Raw genomic sequence first — 18969 nt, forward strand, 5'->3', positions numbered from 1 at the left:
AGCTTAGTATGACGTTTCCGATGCTAAAAACTAAAGCTTGCCATGCCCAAGATCGAAGTATCACTGCCACAGAATGGCACCCTGCTGCTGTCCCTGTATCGCCACGACGCTAGCCCCGCGCTTGACGTGGCCTTGCCCATGGCCGAGCTGTACAGCGAGGGTGCCGATGGCGCCGCCCGGCAACTGGGCAAGAAAATCCTGCAAACCCTGGCCATCTGGCATGGCGCGGCGTTTGCGGCGCCGCCCTTCCCCGCCGCGCCGCCAGACGATCAGCGCCCGCCCGGCAACTTCGAAGCGGCCCTGATCCTGTTCGACCTGTCGCTGCAACAGCAGACGGCACAGCATGTGGCCGCCATCGAAGCCCTGTTGCGACAGGCGCAGGCCGACGGGCTGATGGCGCAGCAGGAAGACTTTCTTCTTGAAACCTGGCCCGCATTGCGCGCACGCCTCGACGCCTTTCCTGATGCCTGACGTAGCTGACGGGATCCATCAAAAAAACAGCGTCACCGACCGCCGCGCCGCACAGTAAGGAGTTGCCTGGTTTGAACAACATCGTGATCCGCCCCACCACCGGCGCCGGCTGGCCCGCCCTGAAAGCCACGCGCCTGGCCGCCCTGCTTGACGCCCCGACGGCCTTTGGTGCCAGCCACGCCAGCGCCGCCGCTTTTTCCGATGCCGACTGGCAGCAGCGCGCCGTCAGCACGCCGCAGCGCACGTTTTTCCTCGCCTTCGATGACGAGCAAGCCATCGGCCTGTCCGCGCAAGTGGTGGCCGGCAATGGCGAGTGCCACCTGATCGCCATGTGGGTACGGTCCGACTATCGGGGCATGGCCGTGGCGCAAGGCCTGGTCGACGCCGTGAAACAATGCGCCGTGAACAATGGCCATCGTCGGCTGGTGCTCGACGTGGCGCCGGAAAATGCGCGCGCGGCCGCGTTTTATCAGAAACAGGGCTTTGTCTTTTTGCCGGAATGGGAAGCGCTGGAAAGCCATCCGCATATCCAGGTGCAGAAGATGGAGTGGCGAGAACCTGTCTAGACATTAACAATGGAAAGAAGAAACGCGATGCGACGATCTATTTCGACACTTCTGCTATTCATAACCGCCCTTGCCGGCAAGGCGAATGCTGGCAATATTCCAGAACTCGTTCTTGAATATGCGCATGCGTTTGCGCAAACACAGGCGGCGGACAAGCAAGCATCCACGCCGCCAACCGAATATGCGCAGTGGTTCTTTCAAGGATTGACTCATCCATACGGTGGAATTTTCACGCAATCAGACGTCATGCGTGATGCCTACACGAATGGTCAACGCTATTGGCGCGATCATCCATCCGAACACGCCAATATCATGGCAGCCTATGGCTACCGTGCCATTGAGCGTGATGGCGTCTGGTCGACAGGCTTTGAAAAGAGCATGTTCCAGCCAGCCCAGGTTGACCCTGGCGTTGACGCCGGCCCATGGTGGCTAAATTCCTTCGGCGGTGTTGCATGGCGGGACGTTGGCCTGGTGGCGCCCAATTCAGCCTATGAGCAGCCGCTTGTGCATATTGTCGCTTATCTCAGTCCCAAAGGTCATTATGGCCATCTGGGCGCCTATGAGCATGAGGCATTGGTCATTTCGGGCACCGCCATTAAAGCCGCAGATCATTGATGGCGAATCCGGAAAACAGCAATTTCAAGCACTCCATTCATCCCGATTGACATCCTGTCTCAAAAACCACCTGGCGCCTGGTTTTTTTTCTACACTCCGCCAAGGTGCGATTACTTGGGATTCAAATGAACAGGATGAATATGCGTGCAATCGCTGGTCTTCTGCTGTGTTTATGCGGCGCTGCGGTCCAGGCCCAGGCGGACACGGCGCCAGCCGTGGAGCCAGCCGGCCAGGAGGCGGAGGCCTCCGTCAATGTCAAAGGCATCCGCGACCCGGACTGGAAGCCCTACAGTGCCATGCTCAAGGGTGTCAAACGGTTTGAGGAACAACATGCGCTGGCGCCCGGCGCGCAGTTGCGCTTCATTCTGGAGCCGCGCCGTGCCGACGTCGACATGCACGCCATCGCGCTGAGGCTGGAGAGTGACGAGGCCGGCATGGCGATACCGCTGGGCGAGCGCAATATCTTTACCTTGCCCGTCGAGCCAGGTCCGCTGTATGAAAAGGCCGAGCTGACCGTGAACCGCAAGGCGGGCTCGGTCAGGTGGATTCCCTACATCCGCAGTGCGGCGAGCAGCGACACCATCCGCCGCCTGGGCGACCTGCGGCTGGCCTGCGAAGTGCATTGGGCCATCGACAAGGACACCTTGCCTTTCGCCATGCGCACGGCGATGGGCGCATTGGGCGGCCCCTGCAATTTCGTGTCGCAAAAAGGCACCTACAGCTTTACAGAACCGCGGCGCATCACGGCTGCGACGATCAGCCACAACGGCAAAAGCGCGCCCGTGCCCTTCAGCGGCGCGTCGTTCACGCCGCCGTTGCGGGAGCAGGACTGGAGCGACGACAGCGTGCTGGAACTGTCGTTCGAAAACGACTAGCTTGCTCGGCACATACCGATTTACTTCTCACGCGCAACCTGGATGTCGGGACCGCAAATAGCCCAATACGGCAGTGCCACCTTCGCCGTACGCGACGCCCCGCCTGCCGGAGGGACCTACCCGGTGGTGATCTACGCGCCCAGCTTCGCTGCCCCGCACACGAAAACCTGGACTTGTGCGAATACCTGGCCAGCCCAGCCGCAGCCTGGGCGCCCGCTATGTCACTGCAACTTGCTGTGCATAAGGCGCGCCCAGGCTCAGGTCTTGTACAAATGGCAGAACTGCCCCTGTTGCCAATAGGAAATGTGGCTTATCATGCAGGTTTTCATGCAAAGAAATAAAGTCATGCGTTTGATACCAAAGCACTTGATCGCCATCGCTTCACTGCTCACCTTGCCATTACACGGCGTGGCCGCCAAGGAGCCACTGCCATTTGAAGAGTTCCGGGCCGGGCTTATCGACACGGTCATGAACAGTTGCATGCGCTCCCAAACGGAACCGGCCATCAAGATATACATGGACAAAGCCAATACCCAGGGCGCCAATTTCAGCGATCATGCGCAAACGCTCGCGCACCTGGAAAAGATGCCGGAATGGACCCAGAGCATCGTGCCCAAGATGAAAAACCTCTGCGCCTGCGCTTTGGGGCCGAGCATCGAGGAAATGCGCGCGACCACGTCGCTGGACGAACTCGAAGCCGTGGTGCGTGCCACCAAGGCCGCAGGCAACAAGCGCGGCGCCGATAGCGCGTACATGAGCAACTGCCTGCAGGCACGGAAGACCTTGCGGGACGCGGGCTAAGCAGGGCTTTGTCTTTTTGCCGGAATGGGAAGCGCTGGAAAGCCATGCGCATATCCAGGTGCAGAAGATGGAGTGGCGGCTGCTTTATTGGCGGGGGCGTTATTCAGTGTCAGCACAAAAAGTTAAAGCGTTATCACTTCACCCGCTGCTTCTCCAGCTTCCTCGCCAGGGTGCGCCGGTGCATGCCCAGCCTTCTCGCCGTTTCCGAGATATTGAAATCCGTTTCGGCCAGCATTTCGTGGATGCGTTCCCATTCCAGGGTCTTGATGTTGGTGGCGCGGTTCGTCAGTTCGATGTCGGCGTTGCCGGCCACGTGGCCGAAGGCCGCTTCGATGTCGTCCGTGTTGGACGGTTTCGCCAGGTACTGGCAGGCGCCCAGCTTGATCGCTTCGACGGCCGTGCCGATGCTGGCGTAGCCGGTCAGCACGACGATCAGCATCTCCGGGTCGTGCTGGTGCAGCATCTGCACGCAGGCCAGGCCCGAGGTATTGCCATTGAGTTTCAAATCGACGACGGCGTAGTCGGGGCAATGCTGTTCCAGCAAGGCGCTCGCTTCGTCGAAATTGGTGGCCAGGATGACCTGGTAGCCGCGCCGCTCGAACGAGCGGCCCAGGGTGCGGGCAAACGCGGCGTCGTCTTCGATGATCAGTAACAGACGGTCATCCTGCATGGTGGTCGCTTTCTCTTTCCAGTTTGATGGCCGCCAGCGGCAAGGCCAGGTGCACCACCGCCCCGCCCTGCACCCGGTTGCGCGCCGTCACCGTACCGCCCAGGGTACGCGCAACATTCACCACCAGGAACAGGCCGAGGCCGCCACCGGGCTTACCCTTGCTGCTTTGATACGGTTTGCCCAGGTGCGTCAGCATCGACGGCTCGAAACCGGGCCCGGCATCCGTAATGACCAGGTGCAAGGCATCCGCTTCGCGCGTCGCTTCGAAGCGCAGCCAGTCGGGCGATGCTTCCAGCGCATTGTCGAGCACATTGCAAATGGTTTGTTTCAGGGTCGAATCGAAGACGACGGGCACGTCGTGCTCGATGCGGTTATCGTACTCGAAACTCTGGATCGGGCGGCTGCTGCGCCACTCATCGACCAGGTCGTTGAGGAAGGTATTGATCGTTGTTTTGACGGAAGATTCCCCGCGCGCCTCGCCCGCCGACAACAAAATGCCGCTGACGATGCTCTTGCAGCGCCGCAACTGCGCCTGCATTTCCGTGATTTCTTCCAGCAGTTCGCTGTTCTTGCTCAGTTCCGGCATGCGGCGCCAGTCGCCGAGGATGACGGACAGCGTTGCCAGCGGCGTGCCCAGCTCGTGCGCGGCGCCCGAGGCCAGTAAACCCATGCGGATGATGTGCTCTTCTTCCGCCGCGCGCTGGCGCAAGTCCGCCACCTTGGCGTCGCCGGCGCGCTGGTTGCGGTTGATGCGCGTGATAAACACCACCAGCAAGGCGGCGTTCAGGATGAAACAGATCAGCAAGCCTTGCACGTACAGGCTGGCAAAGCCCCGCTCGGGGTCGATCGGCAGGATCAAGGGGCCGGGCAGCAAGGCCAGGCCGGCCAGGCACAGGCTGGTGATGGCCACCATGATCCAGGTCGACCACACTTCCAGCAGCACGGCGCTGAGGATGACTTGCAACAAGTACAGGAAGGCAAACGGGTTGCTGATGCCGCCGCTCAGGTAGAGCTGGGCCGTCAGCACGGTGACGTCGACCAGCAGGGCGAGGAACAGGGCCGTGTTGGAGACGGGCTGGCGTTCGTGCCAGCGCAGCAGGCTGGCAAGATTAAAAGCGATGAGGCAGGACAGCACTTCGAGCATGTAGGGCACGGGCAAGGCGATGCCCAGTCCCACGCCCACGCCGAAGATCGTGCTGATCTGGCCGATCACGGCCAGCCAGCGCAGCTGGATCAGCAACTTCATGTTCTGGTGGCCGGCCGGATGTTCCATCTCGGCCGCCACCGCACCGCGCTCTAAGACTTCGCGGTTGGGCAGGATCTCAATCCTGCCCGGCATGGTCGCTCTCTTGCGTGCCGGCACGACGGCGCGCACGGCGGCGCTTGTCTTCGCGCACGATCCACCAGCTGATGCCAGCGACCATCAGGGCCAGCGCAAACCACGTCAAGGCGTACACCAGGTGGTTGTTGGGGAAGGAGATCACGGTCAGGCCGCCGACGGGTGCATCAACGGCCGTTTCCGATTTGGCCTTCGCATCGACAAAGTATGGCGCCACGTTGGTCAGCATGTGCGAGGCGCCAATGGCGGCCACGTCGCGCGAATACCAGTGCTGCGTGGCAGGACTGTTTTCGCGCAAGAAACCGCCGCCCGTCTCGCTGATGCGCAGCAAGCCGTCGACGTGGACGATGCCGGCAGGTGTGCTGGCGGCGATGCCTGCGCGTTTCGGCACAAAGCCGCGGTTGACCAGCACGGTGCTGCCATCGGCCAGGCGCAATGGCGTCACCAGCCAGTAACCGCTGCCCAGTGCCGTCGTTGCCTGCACCAGGGTATTGAAAATGGGGAGATAGGTACCGGAGAGTCGCACATGGCGGTATTCATCCGTTTGTGGCGTGATGCTGGCCCAGGCTGCGGGTCCAGGGGCGTCCGTTGCGGGCGCATGTACGCGTTGTTCGACGCGCTCGATCAGGTCAAGCTTCCAGAACAGGCGCTTGACTTGCCAGGTGCCCAAGGCACAGAAACCGGCAAAAACGATCCCCGCCAGCACGGCCAGTGCAATTTTTGAATAGTGCACAGCCATGCCGCGTGGGCCTGGCGCAGCATCTTGCGATGCGGCACCAGGGGCGCGCCCGGTGTTGCTTGGGCGCGGTTGACTCATCATGGAGCCGTTTTGGTATGCATGTACTCAGGCATCAGATCCGGCATCATGTTGTGGTTCATGTGGTACATGACCCACAGCGAACCGGCCATGGCGATGCCCACGATCATGATCGTGAAGATCAGCGCCATCATGTTCCAGCCGCCTTCGGACTTGGTGTTCATGTGCAGGAAGTACACCATGTGCACCACCACTTGAACCGCCGCGAACGCCAGCAGAACCAGGCCCATGGTGCCCGAATTGGTGATGACTTTCGCCATCACCAGCCAGAAAGGAATGGCCGTCAGGATCACCGACAGGATGAAGCCGATGGTGTAGCTTTTCAGGCTGCCATGATCGTGATTGTCATGGTGGTGGCTATCGCCGTGTGTGTGGTGGTCGCTCATGGCAGCACTCCCATCAGGTAGACAAAGGTGAAGACGCCGATCCAGATGACGTCCAGGAAGTGCCAGAACAGCGACAGGCACATCATGCGGCGGCCGTTTTCCGGGGTCAGACCATGCTTGTTCAACTGGAACATCAAGGTCACGAGCCAGATCACGCCAAACGTCACGTGCAAGCCGTGGGTGCCGACCAGGGCGAAGAACGACGACAGGAACGCGCTGCGCTGCGGACCGGCGCCTTCGTGGATCAGATGAATGAATTCATACATTTCCAGCGACAGGAAGGCCAGGCCGAACAGGCCCGTGATGCCCAGCCAGACCAGGGTGCTGCGCAATTGCTTGCGCTGCATGGCCAGCATGGCGAAGCCGTAGGTGATCGACGACAGCAGCAGCATGGCCGTGTTGACGGCCACCAGCGGCAGGTCGAACAGCGCGGCGCCCGTCGGGCCGTCCGCGTAGCTGCGGCCGACCACGGCGTAGGTGGCGAACAGACAGGCGAAGATCAGGCAATCGCTCATCAGGTAGAGCCAGAAACCGAGCAAGCTGCCGTTTTCCGGGTGGTGCTCGCGCACAAAGTAGCTGCGCGTGCTTGGTGCGGCGCCAGCGGCGCCGGTGTTATGGGCGATGGTATCAGACATGGCTGCTCAGCAATTTAGTATAAGCGTCTTCGGTACGGACCACTTCTTCCGCAGGAATGTAGTAATCGCGCTTGTAGTTAAAGGTATGGACGATGATGGTGACCATCATGATCACGAAGCCAACGCTGGCGACGAGCCACATTTGCCAGATCAGGCCAAAACCAACCAGTGCGGACAGTGCGGCGATCACGAAACCAGCCCAGGTGTTCTTCGGCATGTGGATCTTCGTGAAACCGGACGTCGGACGCTGGTAACCGTGTTTCTTCATGTCAGTCCATGCATCGAGTTCGTGCACCTGTGGCGTGAAGGCGAAATTATAGTCTGGCGGTGGCGACGACGTCGACCATTCCAGCGTACGGCCACCCCATGGGTCACCGGTCACGTCGCGCAGGGCGTGACGGTTGCGGTAGCTGACATAGAACTGGATCAGCATGGAAGCGATACCGAGCGCGATCGAGACGGCGCCAAACCAGGCGATGATGGTCCAGATTTGCAAGGATGGATCTTCAAAGTGGTTGACACGACGGGTCACGCCCATCAGGCCCAGCACGTACAGCGGCATGAAGGCCAGGTAGAAGCCGACGAACCAGAACCAGAACGAGCACTTGCCCCAGAACGCGTCGAGCTTGTAGCCGAAGGCTTTCGGGTACCAGTAGTTGATCGCAGCGAACACACCGAAGACCACGCCGCCGATAATCACGTTATGGAAGTGGGCAATCAGGAACAGGCTGTTGTGCAGCACGAAGTCCGCTGGTGGTACGGCCAGCAATACGCCGGTCATGCCGCCGATGGTGAAGGTGACCATGAAGCCGATCGTCCACAGCATAGGCAGTTCAAAGCGGATACGGCCGCGGTACATGGTAAACAGCCAGTTGAAGATCTTCGCGCCCGTCGGGATCGAGATGATCATCGTCGTGATGCCGAAGAAGGAGTTGACGCTGGCACCCGAACCCATGGTGAAGAAGTGATGCAGCCATACCAGGTACGACAGGATCATGATGACGCAGGTGGCGTACACCATCGAGGCGTAACCGAACAGACGCTTGCTGCTGAACGTGGCGACCACTTCCGAGAACACGCCGAACAGTGGCAGGATCAGGATGTAGACCTCTGGGTGGCCCCAGATCCAGATCAGGTTGACGTACATCATGGCGTTGCCGCCCAGTTCCGTCGTGAAGAAGTTAAAGCCTGCAACGCGGTCCAGCGACAGCATGGCCAGCACCGCCGTCAGTACCGGGAAAGCAGCGACGATCAGGATGTTGGTGCACAGTGCGGTCCAGGTGAAGACGGGCATTTTCATCCAGGTCATGCCTGGCGCGCGCATCTTGACGATGGTGGCGATCAGGTTGACGCCGGACAAGAGCGTCCCGACCCCGGCAATCTGCAAGGACCAGATGTAATAGTCTACCCCCACGTCCGGACTGCCGACGATGCCCGACAGCGGCGGATAGGCCAGCCAGCCCGTGCGGGCGAATTCGCCGACGAACAGCGAAGCCATGACCAGGGCGGCGCCCATGGTGGTCATCCAGAAGCTGAAGTTGTTAAGGAAAGGGAAAGCCACGTCGCGCGCGCCGATTTGCAGCGGCACCACGTAGTTCATCAGACCCGTCACGAAAGGCATCGCGACGAAGAAGATCATGATCACGCCGTGGGCGGTGAAGATCTGGTCGTAGTGATGCGGTGGCAGGAAGCCGGCATTGTCGCCAAAGGCGATCGCCTGCTGGGTACGCATCATCAGCGCGTCGGCAAAGCCGCGCAGCAGCATGACGAGGCCCAGGATCATGTACATGATACCGATTTTTTTATGGTCGATACTGGTGATCCAGTCGCGCCACAGGGTACCCCAGACGCGGAAATACGTCAGTGCCGCAACGAGTGCGATACCGCCCAGGGCAACCATCGCAAAGGTCGCCAGCAGGATAGGTTCGTGAAATGGAATTGCATCCCAAGTCAGACGGCCGAAGATAAGCTTCGTCAGATCAATATGGTCTAGCATTGTTACTCTCAGAGAAAAAAGGGAGGCGCCAGGCAAGCGGCGCCAGTATCTGCAGCGCAATGCGCTGCGGGATTCATGCAGTTGTTACTTGGCTTGAACGCCCTTTTCAACCACTGCAACGCTAGCAACTGCTGGCGTGACAAGCGCTACCGGGCTTTTTGCCATCGACAATTTGTATGGCTCGACCGGCGTCACGCACAGGGCGTCGGAAACGATGGTGCGGTTCAGGATTGCCTTGTACAGATCGTTAGGCACGGCGCTGTAGCGGCGCACCGGATCGCGTTCGCTCGGCTGGGCCAGCGACAGGTAGTCGTCGCGGTTCAGCGCGCCGCCACCGGCACGTGCCGATTCCACCCATTTGTCGAAGTCCGCATCATTGACGCCGTGGAACTTGAAGCGCATGCCCGAGAAACCGGCACCGCTATAGTTCGCGGAGAAGCCCTTGTAGACACCAGGCTTGTTGATGACGGCATTCAACTGCGTTTCCATGCCCGGCATGGCGTAGATCTGACCTGCCAGTGCGGGGATGAAGAACGAATTCATGACGGACGAGGCGGTGATCTTGAAGCGGATCGGACGATCGACGGGCGCGTACAGTTCATTCACGGAAGCGATGCCTTGCTCCGGGTAGATGAACAGCCATTTCCAGTCCAGCGCCACGACTTCGACGATCATCGGCTTGTGGCTGGCAGGAATGGGGCGGTTGGCGTCGATACGGCTCAATGGGCGGTATGGATCGAGGGTGTGGGTGCTGATCCAGGTCAGCAGGCCCAGCACGATGATGATCAGCAGGGGTGCGCCCCAGATGATCAGCTCGAGGCGAGTCGAGTGGTCCCAGTCCGGCTCGTATTTGGCCGCGGTATTGTTTTTTCTATAGCGCCATGCAAACAGCAGGGTCAGGGCGATTACCGGAACGATAATCAACAGCATCAGCAATGTCGAGATGACAATCAGATTGCCTTGCTGAACTGCGATGTCACCAGACGCATTCAGTACCACCGTATTGCAACCAGCCAACAATGCGAGAGGTAAGAGTAGCAGTCCGCGACGAACTTTTAATGAAAACATACAGGAAAGTCCAGTACAGGGGATGAAGATATGGTACTGTATTCTCACTGGAGCGCGTTGGCAATTGGACGTTTTGTCCTACCCCTTGCTCGGATTTTCACTCGGTAGTTGAGGAGTTTTCCTACAGCTATCTATTGAATAGTCCTACTCCGGGCGTGAGACACCCGGAGTATGTTACGCGTTGGCCGAACTCGAAACTATATTGGAGACGATCATCATGTCCAGCACGCGCACACACAGCGGGGATGTACCCGCCGACTTTTCCCCTCACTCCCTGCGCGACGCACGCGGGGCCGGCACGGTCGAATCGCATATCGACCCCGGTGAGATCGCCGTCGGCGTGATCATCGGCCGCGCTTCCGAATACTTTGACTTCTTTGTCTACGCCATCGCTTCGGTGCTGGTGTTTCCGCGCGTCTTCTTTCCGTTCGAGGAACGCCTGGAGGGCACATTATATGCGTTCCTGATCTTCTCGTTCGCCTTTATCGCCCGCCCGTTCGGCACCGTGATCTTCATGGAGATCCAGCGCCGCATGGGGCGCAGCGCCAAGCTGACGTTCGCCCTCTTCCTGCTGGGCGTGTCGACGGCCGGCATCGCCTTCCTGCCGACCTACGCCCACCTGGGCTTTGCCGCCATCGTCTGGCTGTCCGTGCTGCGCATCGGCCAGGGCGTGGCCCTGGGTGGTTCGTGGGATGGCTTGCCTTCGCTGCTGGCCCTGAACGCGCCGGAAAACAAGCGCGGCTGGTATGCCATGCTGGGCCAGCTGGGCGCGCCCGCCGGCTTCCTGATCGCCGCCGGCCTGTTCTGGTTCATGCTGACCACCCTGACGGACGAAGAATTCCTCGATTGGGGCTGGCGCTATCCTTTCTATGTCGCCTTCGCCATCAACGTGGTAGCCCTGTTTGCCCGCCTGCGCCTGGTGTCGACGAATGAATATGCGCGCCTGCTCGACGAACGCGAACTGCAACCCGTGAGCGTGTTTGAAATGAGCCGCGGCCAGGGCCGCAACGTGCTGATCGGCGCCCTCGCCGCGCTGGCCAGCTACGCCCTGTTCCACCTCGTCACCGTGTTCCCGCTGTCGTGGATTTCCGTCTACCAGACGCGCTCGGCTTCGGACTTCCTGCAAATCCAGATGCTGGGCGCCGTGCTGGCCGCCGTTGGCGTGGTGATTTCCGGCTTGCTGGCCGATAAAGTGGGACGCCGCACCACCCTGGGCGTGCTGGCCGTGCTGATCGCCATCTTCAGCGCCTTCGTGCCGACCCTGATGGGCGGTGGCAACTTTGGCCAGGACGTCTTCATCCTCGTGGGCTTCAGCCTGCTGGGCCTGTCCTACGGCCAGGCCGCCGGCGCCGTGACGGCGAACTTCCCTGCCCGCTTCCGCTACACGGGCGCGGCCCTGACGTCCGACCTGGCCTGGCTGGTCGGCGCCGGCTTCGCTCCGCTGGTGGCGCTGGGCCTGTCGGCCAACTTCGGCCTCGCCTATGTCAGCTTCTACCTGCTGTCGGGCGCCGTCGCCTCGCTGGCTGCCCTGAGCCTGAACCGGGCACTGGAAATACGCGACTGACAGATAGCGCCAGTGTCGATTAGCTGCTGCAGGCAAAGAGCGCCGGATTCGTCCGGCGCTCTTTTATTTTCATTTCAAATTAGAAATAATTCTTTTTGACAACTATCCATGTTAAGATGAATCACGATTAACTATACTGGATGATTTGTGCGCGTCCCTACTCTTGCCGGCATAGGCTTGTTGTCCCTTCTCATGTCCCAGTTGTGCCATGCGGGTGCGCCCTCGGACACGACGCCCATTAAGGTAGAAGGCTATCAAATTATATGGGCCTCGAAATATTATCCGTCTGAAGCCAAGGCCAGACATGCCCAGGGAAGCACCGAGGTGCAGCAAAGCTTCCTTAATGGCAAAGCCATCGGCGAGGCCAAATTAGTGCTGTCGTCCCGAGAGCCGGAACTCGACGCCAAGGCGCTGGAAATCATACACAGTCTGAGACTCAAGTCGACGGGAACGGACGAGGCGCCCGAAGCGCTGACCTATATTTTCCCCGTGGACTTCGTGCGCGACACCGTTCGTACCATCAGTAGCAAGCCATGCTCGGAAATCACGGAAGACATCGCCTACTTCAAGGCAAGCAATCCCGGCGCCGAGATCGGCAGCCGCCCCTTCGACAAGATGGTTCTGGGCATGCTGGCCATTCAAAGCATGGGGATAGGTAATAATGCAAAAAGAATGGCCAACCTCGCCAAGGCCTTCAAGCTGGCCAATCCTGCAACCGCAGTGGAGTGCGAGCAACATCCGGAAACGCTGTTTATTGAGGTATTACAAAAGCAACTGCGCAACTTCTCCTGATACCTGCCCACTACAGCAAGCAGGTGCCGCCAACCACCAAAGTGCCGGATTCGTCCGGCGTTTTTTCATGTCCCGGCCCTGGTGCCGCCCGCGGTCACTGTATCGCCAGTTGCCGCCCGCCCGTGCCTTCCTTCTTCGGCAAGTCCAGCAGCAGCACGCCGTTTTCATAGCGGGCTTGCGCGCCGGCCTCGTCCACATCTTGCGGCAGCACGAAGCTGCGGTACTGCTGGCCGTACTCGCGCTCGCTGCGCACGGTCTTGCCGCCGCCGTCGCGGGTCACTCTTTCATCCTTGAGTTCGGCGCTGATGGAGACGCGGTTGCCGTCGATGGAGACCTTGATATCGTCCTTGTTGACACCCGGAATGTCCGCCTGCACCTGATACGCTTGCTCGGTTTCGGAAATGTCGACACGCATGCGTGTCGAACCCCCATCGCGCAAGCGCAACGCTGGCGCGAAAAAGTCGTGCATGAATTCTTCCATGTCGCTGAACGGGTCGAAACGTGCCAGCGGGTTTTGCGGATCGCGACGGATCAGATGATTGGCCATGATGTCCTCCTCCTGCAGGGGATGGTTTGCACACGGCGGCCGTCCGCACGGACGCCGCCACCTCCTGCATCTTAGAATGCGAACCGCCAATCTCGTTGATCTGCCTCAATCGTGGCAAGCTTGATTTTTGCGTTACTTTCATCTGTGCGCTGGCGCGCTTTGCATGAGCTTGCGAGTCGGCAATTGAGCGCAAGACTGTTATGCTAGCGCACGCTATGCTTGACCACCAAAAAACTTGCATTTCAATTAAAATTGTTTTTTTCGCGACAGCCTACCACGGACATGATGAATACCAAGACCCCGATCGACTCCTTCAGCTTTCGCCGCATCCTCGCCCGCAACGTGACCTTGCCGCTGGTCATCGGGGTCGTCACCGCTCTCGTGTTCGTCGCCCTGATCGCCTACCTGCTGTCGGCCCTGCGCTCGGTCGAGCATTCGGAACGGGTGATCGGCAATGCGAACGAAGTCATGAAACTGTCGGTCGACCTGGAAACGGGCATGCGCGGCTATCTGCTGACGGGCGACGAGACTTTCCTGGCGCCGTATAAATCGGGCAAGGCCAAGATCGCCGTGGAAATGACGACCCTGCTGGACCTGGTGTCCGACAGCCCCATCCAGGTGGACCGCTTGCGCCGCATCCGCGCGCTGCAAGGCCAGTGGCTCGATTACGCCGAAACCGTGATCGCACAGCGCCGCAACAACCAGGAGTTCCTCGCGCGCGTGCGCCAGGGCGAAGGCAAGCTGGAATTCGATGAAATCCGCCGTGAATTCCTCGCCTTCCTGTCCATGGAACAACGGTTGCGCCAGGAACGGGCCGATACGGCCGAAAGCCGCACCATGCTGGCCGTGGTCGTGTTCCTGATCCTCAGTCTGGGATTGTCGGGCTTGCTCGCCTACCTGGGACGGCGCGAACTGCTGCGCCTGTCCGACATCTACAACGATGCGCTGGAGCAGCGCGGCAAGGATAACGAGGTGCTGCAGGAGCAAGCCTGGCTGCGCACAGGACAGACGGAGCTGGCGGCGCATACGAGCGGCCAGCTGGGCTTGCCGCAACTGGGACGGCACGTGCTCGATTTCCTCGCCCACCGGCTGGAAGTGGCCGTCGCCACCCTGTACGTCGTCGACGAGGATGGCAGCCTGCGCCGCACAGCCGTATACGGCTTCAATGAACAGGGCGTGAAGGAAAAACAGGTCTTCAAGCTGGGCGAAGGCCTGGTGGGCGAGACCGCGCGCGAAAAACGCCTCAAGCATGTGCAGCAAGTACCCGCCAATTATCTGACCGTGACATCGAGCCTGGGCCACGGCGCGCCGCTGGAACTGGTCCTGGCGCCCGTCAACAATGAAGGCGTCGTCAACGGCGTCATCGAACTGGGCTTTACGCATCCCGTCAGTGCCCGTACCAAGGAATGGCTGAACCTGATTGCGGCCAATATCGGCACGTCGCTGGAAGCGGCCCTGTACCGCCAGCGGCTGCAAAACGTGCTGGAAGAAACCCAGCAACTGAATGAAGAGCTGGAAGTGCAGCAGGAAGAATTGCGCACGGCCAATGAAGAGCTGGGCGAGCAGTCGCGCGTGCTGGAACAGTCGCAAGCCCACCTGGAAGAGCAAAAAGCGGCGCTGGAGCAGTCGAACGAACAGCTGGCCGTGCAGGCGCTGTCGCTGGACCAGAAGAACATGGCGATCGGCCAGGCGCACGCCCAGCTGGAAGCCCGCGCGGAAGAGCTGCAGCGCGCCAGCCGCTACAAATCCGAATTCCTGGCAAACATGTCGCACGAACTGCGCACGCCGTTGAACAGCTCGCTGATCCTGTCCAAGCTGCTGTCGGACAACAGCAGCGGCAACCTGACGCCGGAGCAAGTGACGTTTGCGCAAACCATTTATTCGGCCGGCAACGATTTACTTACCCTTATCAACGATATCCTCGACATTTCCAAGGTCGAGGCAGGCAAGCTGGAATTGACGCCGGAAGCCGTGCCCTTCGACGAGCTGCTCAGCAGCATGAAGATGCTGTTCGGCGCCCAGGCGCAGCAAAAGAAACTGGTGTTTGACGTCAAGGCGGCGCCGGACGCACCGCCGTCGCTCGTCAGCGACCGCCAGCGCCTGGAGCAAATCCTGAAAAACCTGCTGTCGAACGCCATCAAGTTTACCGATGCGGGCACCGTATCCTTGCACGTCAGCGCCGATGCGGCGGGCCAGGTGCGCTTCCAGGTGCAAGATACCGGCATCGGCATCGCCGACGACCAGCAGCAAAAGGTGTTCGACGCATTCCACCAGGCCGACGGCACCACCAGCCGCCGCTATGGCGGCACGGGCCTGGGCCTGTCGATTTCACGCGACCTGGCCGCCTTGCTGGGCGGCAGCATCGAGCTGGCCAGCACGCCAGGCCAGGGCAGCACGTTTACCCTGGTGCTGCCGGCCGTCATGCCGGAACGCGCCGTGGCAGCGGCAAGCGAGCCCGTCGCCGCGCCGCAGGCGCCCGCCGCGGCCACCACGCCCAAGGCGGCGCCTGCCGCCCAGCCCGTGCCGCTGCCCACCTTCGAGGATGACAGGCATAGCGCGCCGGCCGTCAAGACAGGCCAGCGTTCCGTGCTGGTGATCGAGGATGAGCCATCGTTTGCCGGCATCCTGTTCGACCTCGCGCATGAAATGCAGTACCGCTGCCTGGTGGCGCACGGCGCCGATGAAGGCTTGCGCCTGGCGCAAGAGTTCTTGCCCGACGCCATACTGCTCGACATGGGCTTGCCGGACCGCCCGGGCTTGCTGGTCTTGCAGCAATTGAAGGAAAACCCGCTGACGCGCCACATTCCCGTGCACATCGTCTCCGGCAATGACCAGATGCAGGAAGCCATGCAGCTGGGCGCCATCGGCTATGCCACCAAGCCGCGCACGCGCGATCAGCTCAAGGAAGTGTTCCGCAAGCTCGAATCGAAGTTTACGCAACAGATGAAGCGCATCCTGCTGGTCGAGGACGACGAACGCCAGCGCGAAAGCGTGGTGCACCTGATCAGCGACGACGACGTGGAGATCACGGCCGTGGCGCTGGGCGAGCAGGCTTTGGCCCTGCTGAAAACGCAGATTTTCGACTGCATGATCATCGACTTGAAGCTGCCCGACATCCAAGGCAACGAATTGCTCGAACGCATGGAACATGAAGAGCTGTGTTCGTTCCCGCCCGTCATCGTCTACACGGGGCGCAACCTGAGCCGCGAAGAAGAAGCGGACCTGATGAAATACTCGCGCTCCATCATCATCAAGGGCGCCCGCTCGCCCGAACGCCTGCTCGACGAAGTGACCCTGTTCCTGCACAAGGTGGAGTCGGAACTGTCGAGCGAGCGCCAGGGCATGCTGCAGCAGGTGCGCAGCCGCGAACGCGTGTTTGAAGGGCGCAAGATCTTGCTGGTGGACGACGACGTGCGCAATATCTTTGCGCTGACGAATGCGCTGGAACAGAAAGGCGTGGTGGTGGAAATCGGCCGCAACGGCTTCGAAGCCATCAGCAAACTCAACAGCGTGGACGATATCGACCTGGTCTTGATGGACGTCATGATGCCAGGCATGGATGGCCTGGAAGCGACGCGCTTGATCCGCGCCGATGGCCGCTACAACAAGCTGCCCATCATCGCCATCACGGCCAAGGCCATGAAAAATGACCAGGAAGAATGCCTGCAGGCAGGCGCGTCCGATTACCTGGCCAAGCCTATCGACCTGGACCGCTTGTATTCGCTGCTGCGCGTGTGGATGCCGAAGATGGAACGCATCTGATGTCCCTGCGCACCACGGACGCGCAACTGCAAGCGCTGATGGAAGCGATTTATCAGCGCTACAGCTATGATTTTCGCGACTATTCCCTGCCCTCGCAACGCCGGCGCCTGCACCAGGCGCTGGAGCGCTTGCATTGCGCAGACTTGTCCGCCCTGCAGCAACTGGTGCTCGACGACGCGACCGCCTTTGGCAAGCTGCTGCAGATTTTGACCGTGCCCGTCACGCAAATGTTCCGCGATCCGGCGTTTTTCCGCGCCTTGCGCGAACAGGTCGTGCCCGTGCTGAAAACCTACCCGTCGCCGACGATCTGGGTCGCCGGCTGCTGCACGGGCGAAGAGGCGCTGTCGCTGGCCATCGTGCTGCACGAGGAAGGCTTGCTCGAACGCAGCACGATTTACGCCACCGACATCAATCCGCAAGCGCTGGCCACGGCCGCGCGCGGCGTGTATCCGCTGCACCGCATGGCCGACTACGGCGACAACTACCTGGCCGCAGGCGGCCTGGGCCAGCTGGCCGAGTACTACACGGTTGAGCATGCCACCGCGCATTTCCAGCAGCGCCTGCTCGACCGTATCAACTTTGCCGACCACAGCCTGTCCACGGACAGCGTCTTTATTGAAACGCAATTGATTTGTTGCCGTAACGTGCTGATTTACTTCAATAAAACCTTGCAGGAACGGGCCCTGGGCCTGTTCCACGACTCGCTGTGCCACCGGGGCTTCCTGGGCCTGGGCAGCAAGGAAAGCACGCACTTCACCCGCTTTGCCGCCGACTTCGAGCCATTGCCGGGTCCCGAAAAGCTCTACCGCAAGCGTGCGCCATCGCACGCCGCTTCCCACTACGCTGGACGGCAAAGCCATGCCAGGAATGAAACATGATGAATGAAACAAGCACCAAACTGCTGATCGTCGACGACTTGCCGGAAAACCTGCGCGCGCTCAATGCGCTGATCCGCAAGAGCGACCGCAGCGTCTATCAAGCCTCCTCCGGCGAAGAAGCGCTGGCCTTGCTGCTGGAACACGATTTCGCGCTGGCCATCCTCGACGTGCAAATGCCGGAAATGGATGGCTTTGAGCTGGCGCAATTGATGCGCGGCACGGAAAAGACGCGCCACATCCCCATCGTCTTCGTCACGGCAGCTGGCAAGGAAATGAATTTCGCCTTCCAGGGCTATGAAAGCGGCGCCGTCGACTTCCTGCACAAGCCGCTCGACATCAATGCCGTGCAAAGCAAGGTCAACGTCTTCGTGGCCCTGCACCAGCAGCGCAGCGAGACGCGGCGCCAGGTGCAGGCGCTCGAGCACAGCCGCCAGCAGCAGGAAGCGCTGTTGAAAGAATTGCGTGCCACCCAAGCGGAGCTGCAGCGTTCGCTGCGCCTGCGCGACGAATTCATGTCCATGGTGGCGCACGAACTGCGCACGCCCCTGAACACCTTGTTCCTGGAAACGCAGATGCGCACCGTCAACCTCGAACGGGGCAACCTGGCCGCCTTCGAGCCGGACAAGCTGAACAAGATGGTGGCGCGCGACGGGCGGCAAATCCGCAGCATGGTGCGCCTGATCGACGACATGCTCGACGTGTCGCGCATCACCAGCGGCAAGCTGTCGATCCGCCGCGAAGCCGTCGACCTGGCCTGCCTTGTGCGCCGGGTGGCGGACGATCTGGCGCCGCATGCGGCCGCCACGGGCAGCGTGCTGGAAGTGATGGCCTTCGAGCCGATCCACGGTTACTGGGATGCCTTCCGCGTCGAGCAGATCGTCGTCAACCTGATCAGCAACGCCGTGCGCTACGGTCAGGGCCAGCCCGTGGAAATCAGCCTGGCGCACACGCAGAACAGCGCCGTCATCGAAGTGCGCGACCATGGCATCGGCATCAATGCGCGCGACCAGGAACGCATTTTCGACGCTTTCGAGCGCGTCATGCACCAGGACCGCACGGGTGGCCTGGGCCTGGGCCTGTTCATCACCAAGCAGCTGGTCGATGCGCATGGCGGCGCCATCACCCTGCAAAGCCAGCCCGGCAATGGCGCCCTGTTCAGCGTCACCCTGCCGCTGGCCGGCAGCTGA

18 protein-coding genes are annotated in these 18969 nt (G+C 60.7%); 10 read left to right on the forward strand and 8 right to left on the reverse strand.

All coding sequences use genetic code 11. The features are described 5' to 3' along the window. Positions 1 to 42: 42 nt before the first annotated feature. From CLU91_RS04025 to CLU91_RS04040, 5 genes are all read left to right on the forward strand, one after another. Entirely contained in the window at positions 43 to 471 is a 429-nt protein-coding gene (locus CLU91_RS04025) for a hypothetical protein (RefSeq protein WP_100873097.1), read from the forward strand. Between the two features lie 71 nt (positions 472 to 542). After that, positions 543 to 1037: a GNAT family N-acetyltransferase gene (locus CLU91_RS04030; RefSeq protein WP_100873098.1), complete on the forward strand. Its 495-nt coding sequence runs from the start codon at positions 543 to 545 to the stop codon at positions 1035 to 1037. A 27-nt stretch (positions 1038 to 1064) separates the two neighbouring features. After that, positions 1065 to 1652, forward strand: coding sequence for a hypothetical protein (locus tag CLU91_RS27745; protein ID WP_157814579.1), 588 nt, complete (start codon positions 1065 to 1067; stop codon positions 1650 to 1652). A 140-nt stretch (positions 1653 to 1792) separates the two neighbouring features. Beyond that, complete coding sequence (locus tag CLU91_RS04035; RefSeq protein WP_157814580.1) at positions 1793 to 2527, forward strand: hypothetical protein; 735 nt, start codon at positions 1793 to 1795, stop codon at positions 2525 to 2527. A 315-nt stretch (positions 2528 to 2842) separates the two neighbouring features. Continuing rightward, on the forward strand, positions 2843 to 3328 hold the full coding sequence (locus CLU91_RS04040) for a hypothetical protein (protein WP_100873100.1): 486 nt from the start codon (positions 2843 to 2845) through the stop codon (positions 3326 to 3328). Between the two features lie 133 nt (positions 3329 to 3461). On the opposite strand, the gene CLU91_RS04050 is transcribed toward CLU91_RS04040, so the two are convergent. The 7 genes from CLU91_RS04050 to cyoA form a co-directional block, all read right to left on the reverse strand. Beyond that, entirely contained in the window at positions 3462 to 3998 is a 537-nt protein-coding gene (locus CLU91_RS04050) for a response regulator transcription factor (RefSeq protein WP_099377157.1), read from the reverse strand. Then, the gene (locus CLU91_RS04055) at positions 3988 to 5337 is read right to left on the reverse strand and encodes an ATP-binding protein (protein ID WP_100873101.1); all 1350 of its coding nucleotides are present in this window, start codon (positions 5335 to 5337) and stop codon (positions 3988 to 3990) included. The genes CLU91_RS04050 and CLU91_RS04055 overlap by 11 nt, the downstream gene beginning before the upstream one ends. After that, a complete protein-coding gene (locus CLU91_RS04060) occupies positions 5321 to 6157 on the reverse strand; it encodes an SURF1 family protein (RefSeq protein WP_100873102.1) in 837 nt (278 codons plus the stop codon). The genes CLU91_RS04055 and CLU91_RS04060 overlap by 17 nt, the downstream gene beginning before the upstream one ends. Further along, positions 6154 to 6540 carry a cytochrome o ubiquinol oxidase subunit IV gene (cyoD, locus tag CLU91_RS04065; RefSeq protein WP_099763722.1) on the reverse strand — a complete coding sequence of 129 codons (387 nt, stop codon included), beginning with the start codon at positions 6538 to 6540 and terminating at the stop codon, positions 6154 to 6156. Before cyoD ends, CLU91_RS04060 begins: the two co-directional genes overlap by 4 nt. Further along, the gene (cyoC, locus tag CLU91_RS04070; protein ID WP_034788486.1) at positions 6537 to 7175 is read right to left on the reverse strand and encodes a cytochrome o ubiquinol oxidase subunit III; all 639 of its coding nucleotides are present in this window, start codon (positions 7173 to 7175) and stop codon (positions 6537 to 6539) included. The genes cyoD and cyoC overlap by 4 nt, the downstream gene beginning before the upstream one ends. Continuing rightward, positions 7168 to 9171 carry a cytochrome o ubiquinol oxidase subunit I gene (gene cyoB, locus CLU91_RS04075; protein ID WP_100873103.1) on the reverse strand — a complete coding sequence of 668 codons (2004 nt, stop codon included), beginning with the start codon at positions 9169 to 9171 and terminating at the stop codon, positions 7168 to 7170. The genes cyoC and cyoB overlap by 8 nt, the downstream gene beginning before the upstream one ends. A gap of 84 nt (positions 9172 to 9255) precedes the next feature. After that, complete coding sequence (gene cyoA, locus CLU91_RS04080) at positions 9256 to 10239, reverse strand: ubiquinol oxidase subunit II (RefSeq protein WP_232730616.1); 984 nt, start codon at positions 10237 to 10239, stop codon at positions 9256 to 9258. A 217-nt stretch (positions 10240 to 10456) separates the two neighbouring features. Between cyoA and CLU91_RS04085 the strand changes: the two genes are divergently transcribed. Both CLU91_RS04085 and CLU91_RS04090 read left to right on the forward strand, forming a co-directional pair. Beyond that, complete coding sequence (locus CLU91_RS04085) at positions 10457 to 11803, forward strand: MFS transporter (RefSeq protein WP_100876570.1); 1347 nt, start codon at positions 10457 to 10459, stop codon at positions 11801 to 11803. Between the two features lie 192 nt (positions 11804 to 11995). Next, positions 11996 to 12595 (forward strand): energy transducer TonB, encoded by a 600-nt coding sequence (locus tag CLU91_RS04090; RefSeq protein ID WP_157814581.1) that lies wholly within the window; start codon positions 11996 to 11998, stop codon positions 12593 to 12595. 94 nt (positions 12596 to 12689) lie between these two features. Here CLU91_RS04090 and CLU91_RS04095 read toward each other — a convergent pair whose 3' ends face one another. Continuing rightward, entirely contained in the window at positions 12690 to 13142 is a 453-nt protein-coding gene (locus CLU91_RS04095) for an Hsp20/alpha crystallin family protein (RefSeq protein ID WP_100873106.1), read from the reverse strand. Positions 13143 to 13427: 285 nt separating this feature from the next. On the opposite strand from CLU91_RS04095, the gene CLU91_RS04100 reads away from it, so the two are divergent. Genes CLU91_RS04100 through CLU91_RS04110 form a run of 3 tightly spaced genes read left to right on the forward strand, consistent with a single transcriptional unit; the run spans position 13428 to position 18969 of the window. Then, positions 13428 to 16904 (forward strand): response regulator, encoded by a 3477-nt coding sequence (locus CLU91_RS04100; protein WP_100876571.1) that lies wholly within the window; start codon positions 13428 to 13430, stop codon positions 16902 to 16904. Further along, a complete protein-coding gene (locus tag CLU91_RS04105; RefSeq protein ID WP_100873107.1) occupies positions 16904 to 17782 on the forward strand; it encodes a CheR family methyltransferase in 879 nt (292 codons plus the stop codon). Before CLU91_RS04100 ends, CLU91_RS04105 begins: the two co-directional genes overlap by 1 nt. Continuing rightward, positions 17779 to 18969 (forward strand): hybrid sensor histidine kinase/response regulator, encoded by a 1191-nt coding sequence (locus CLU91_RS04110; protein WP_100873108.1) that lies wholly within the window; start codon positions 17779 to 17781, stop codon positions 18967 to 18969. Before CLU91_RS04105 ends, CLU91_RS04110 begins: the two co-directional genes overlap by 4 nt.

The sequence above is a fragment of the Janthinobacterium sp. 64 genome, from assembly GCF_002813325.1.
GTDB lineage: Bacteria > Pseudomonadota > Gammaproteobacteria > Burkholderiales > Burkholderiaceae_D > Janthinobacterium.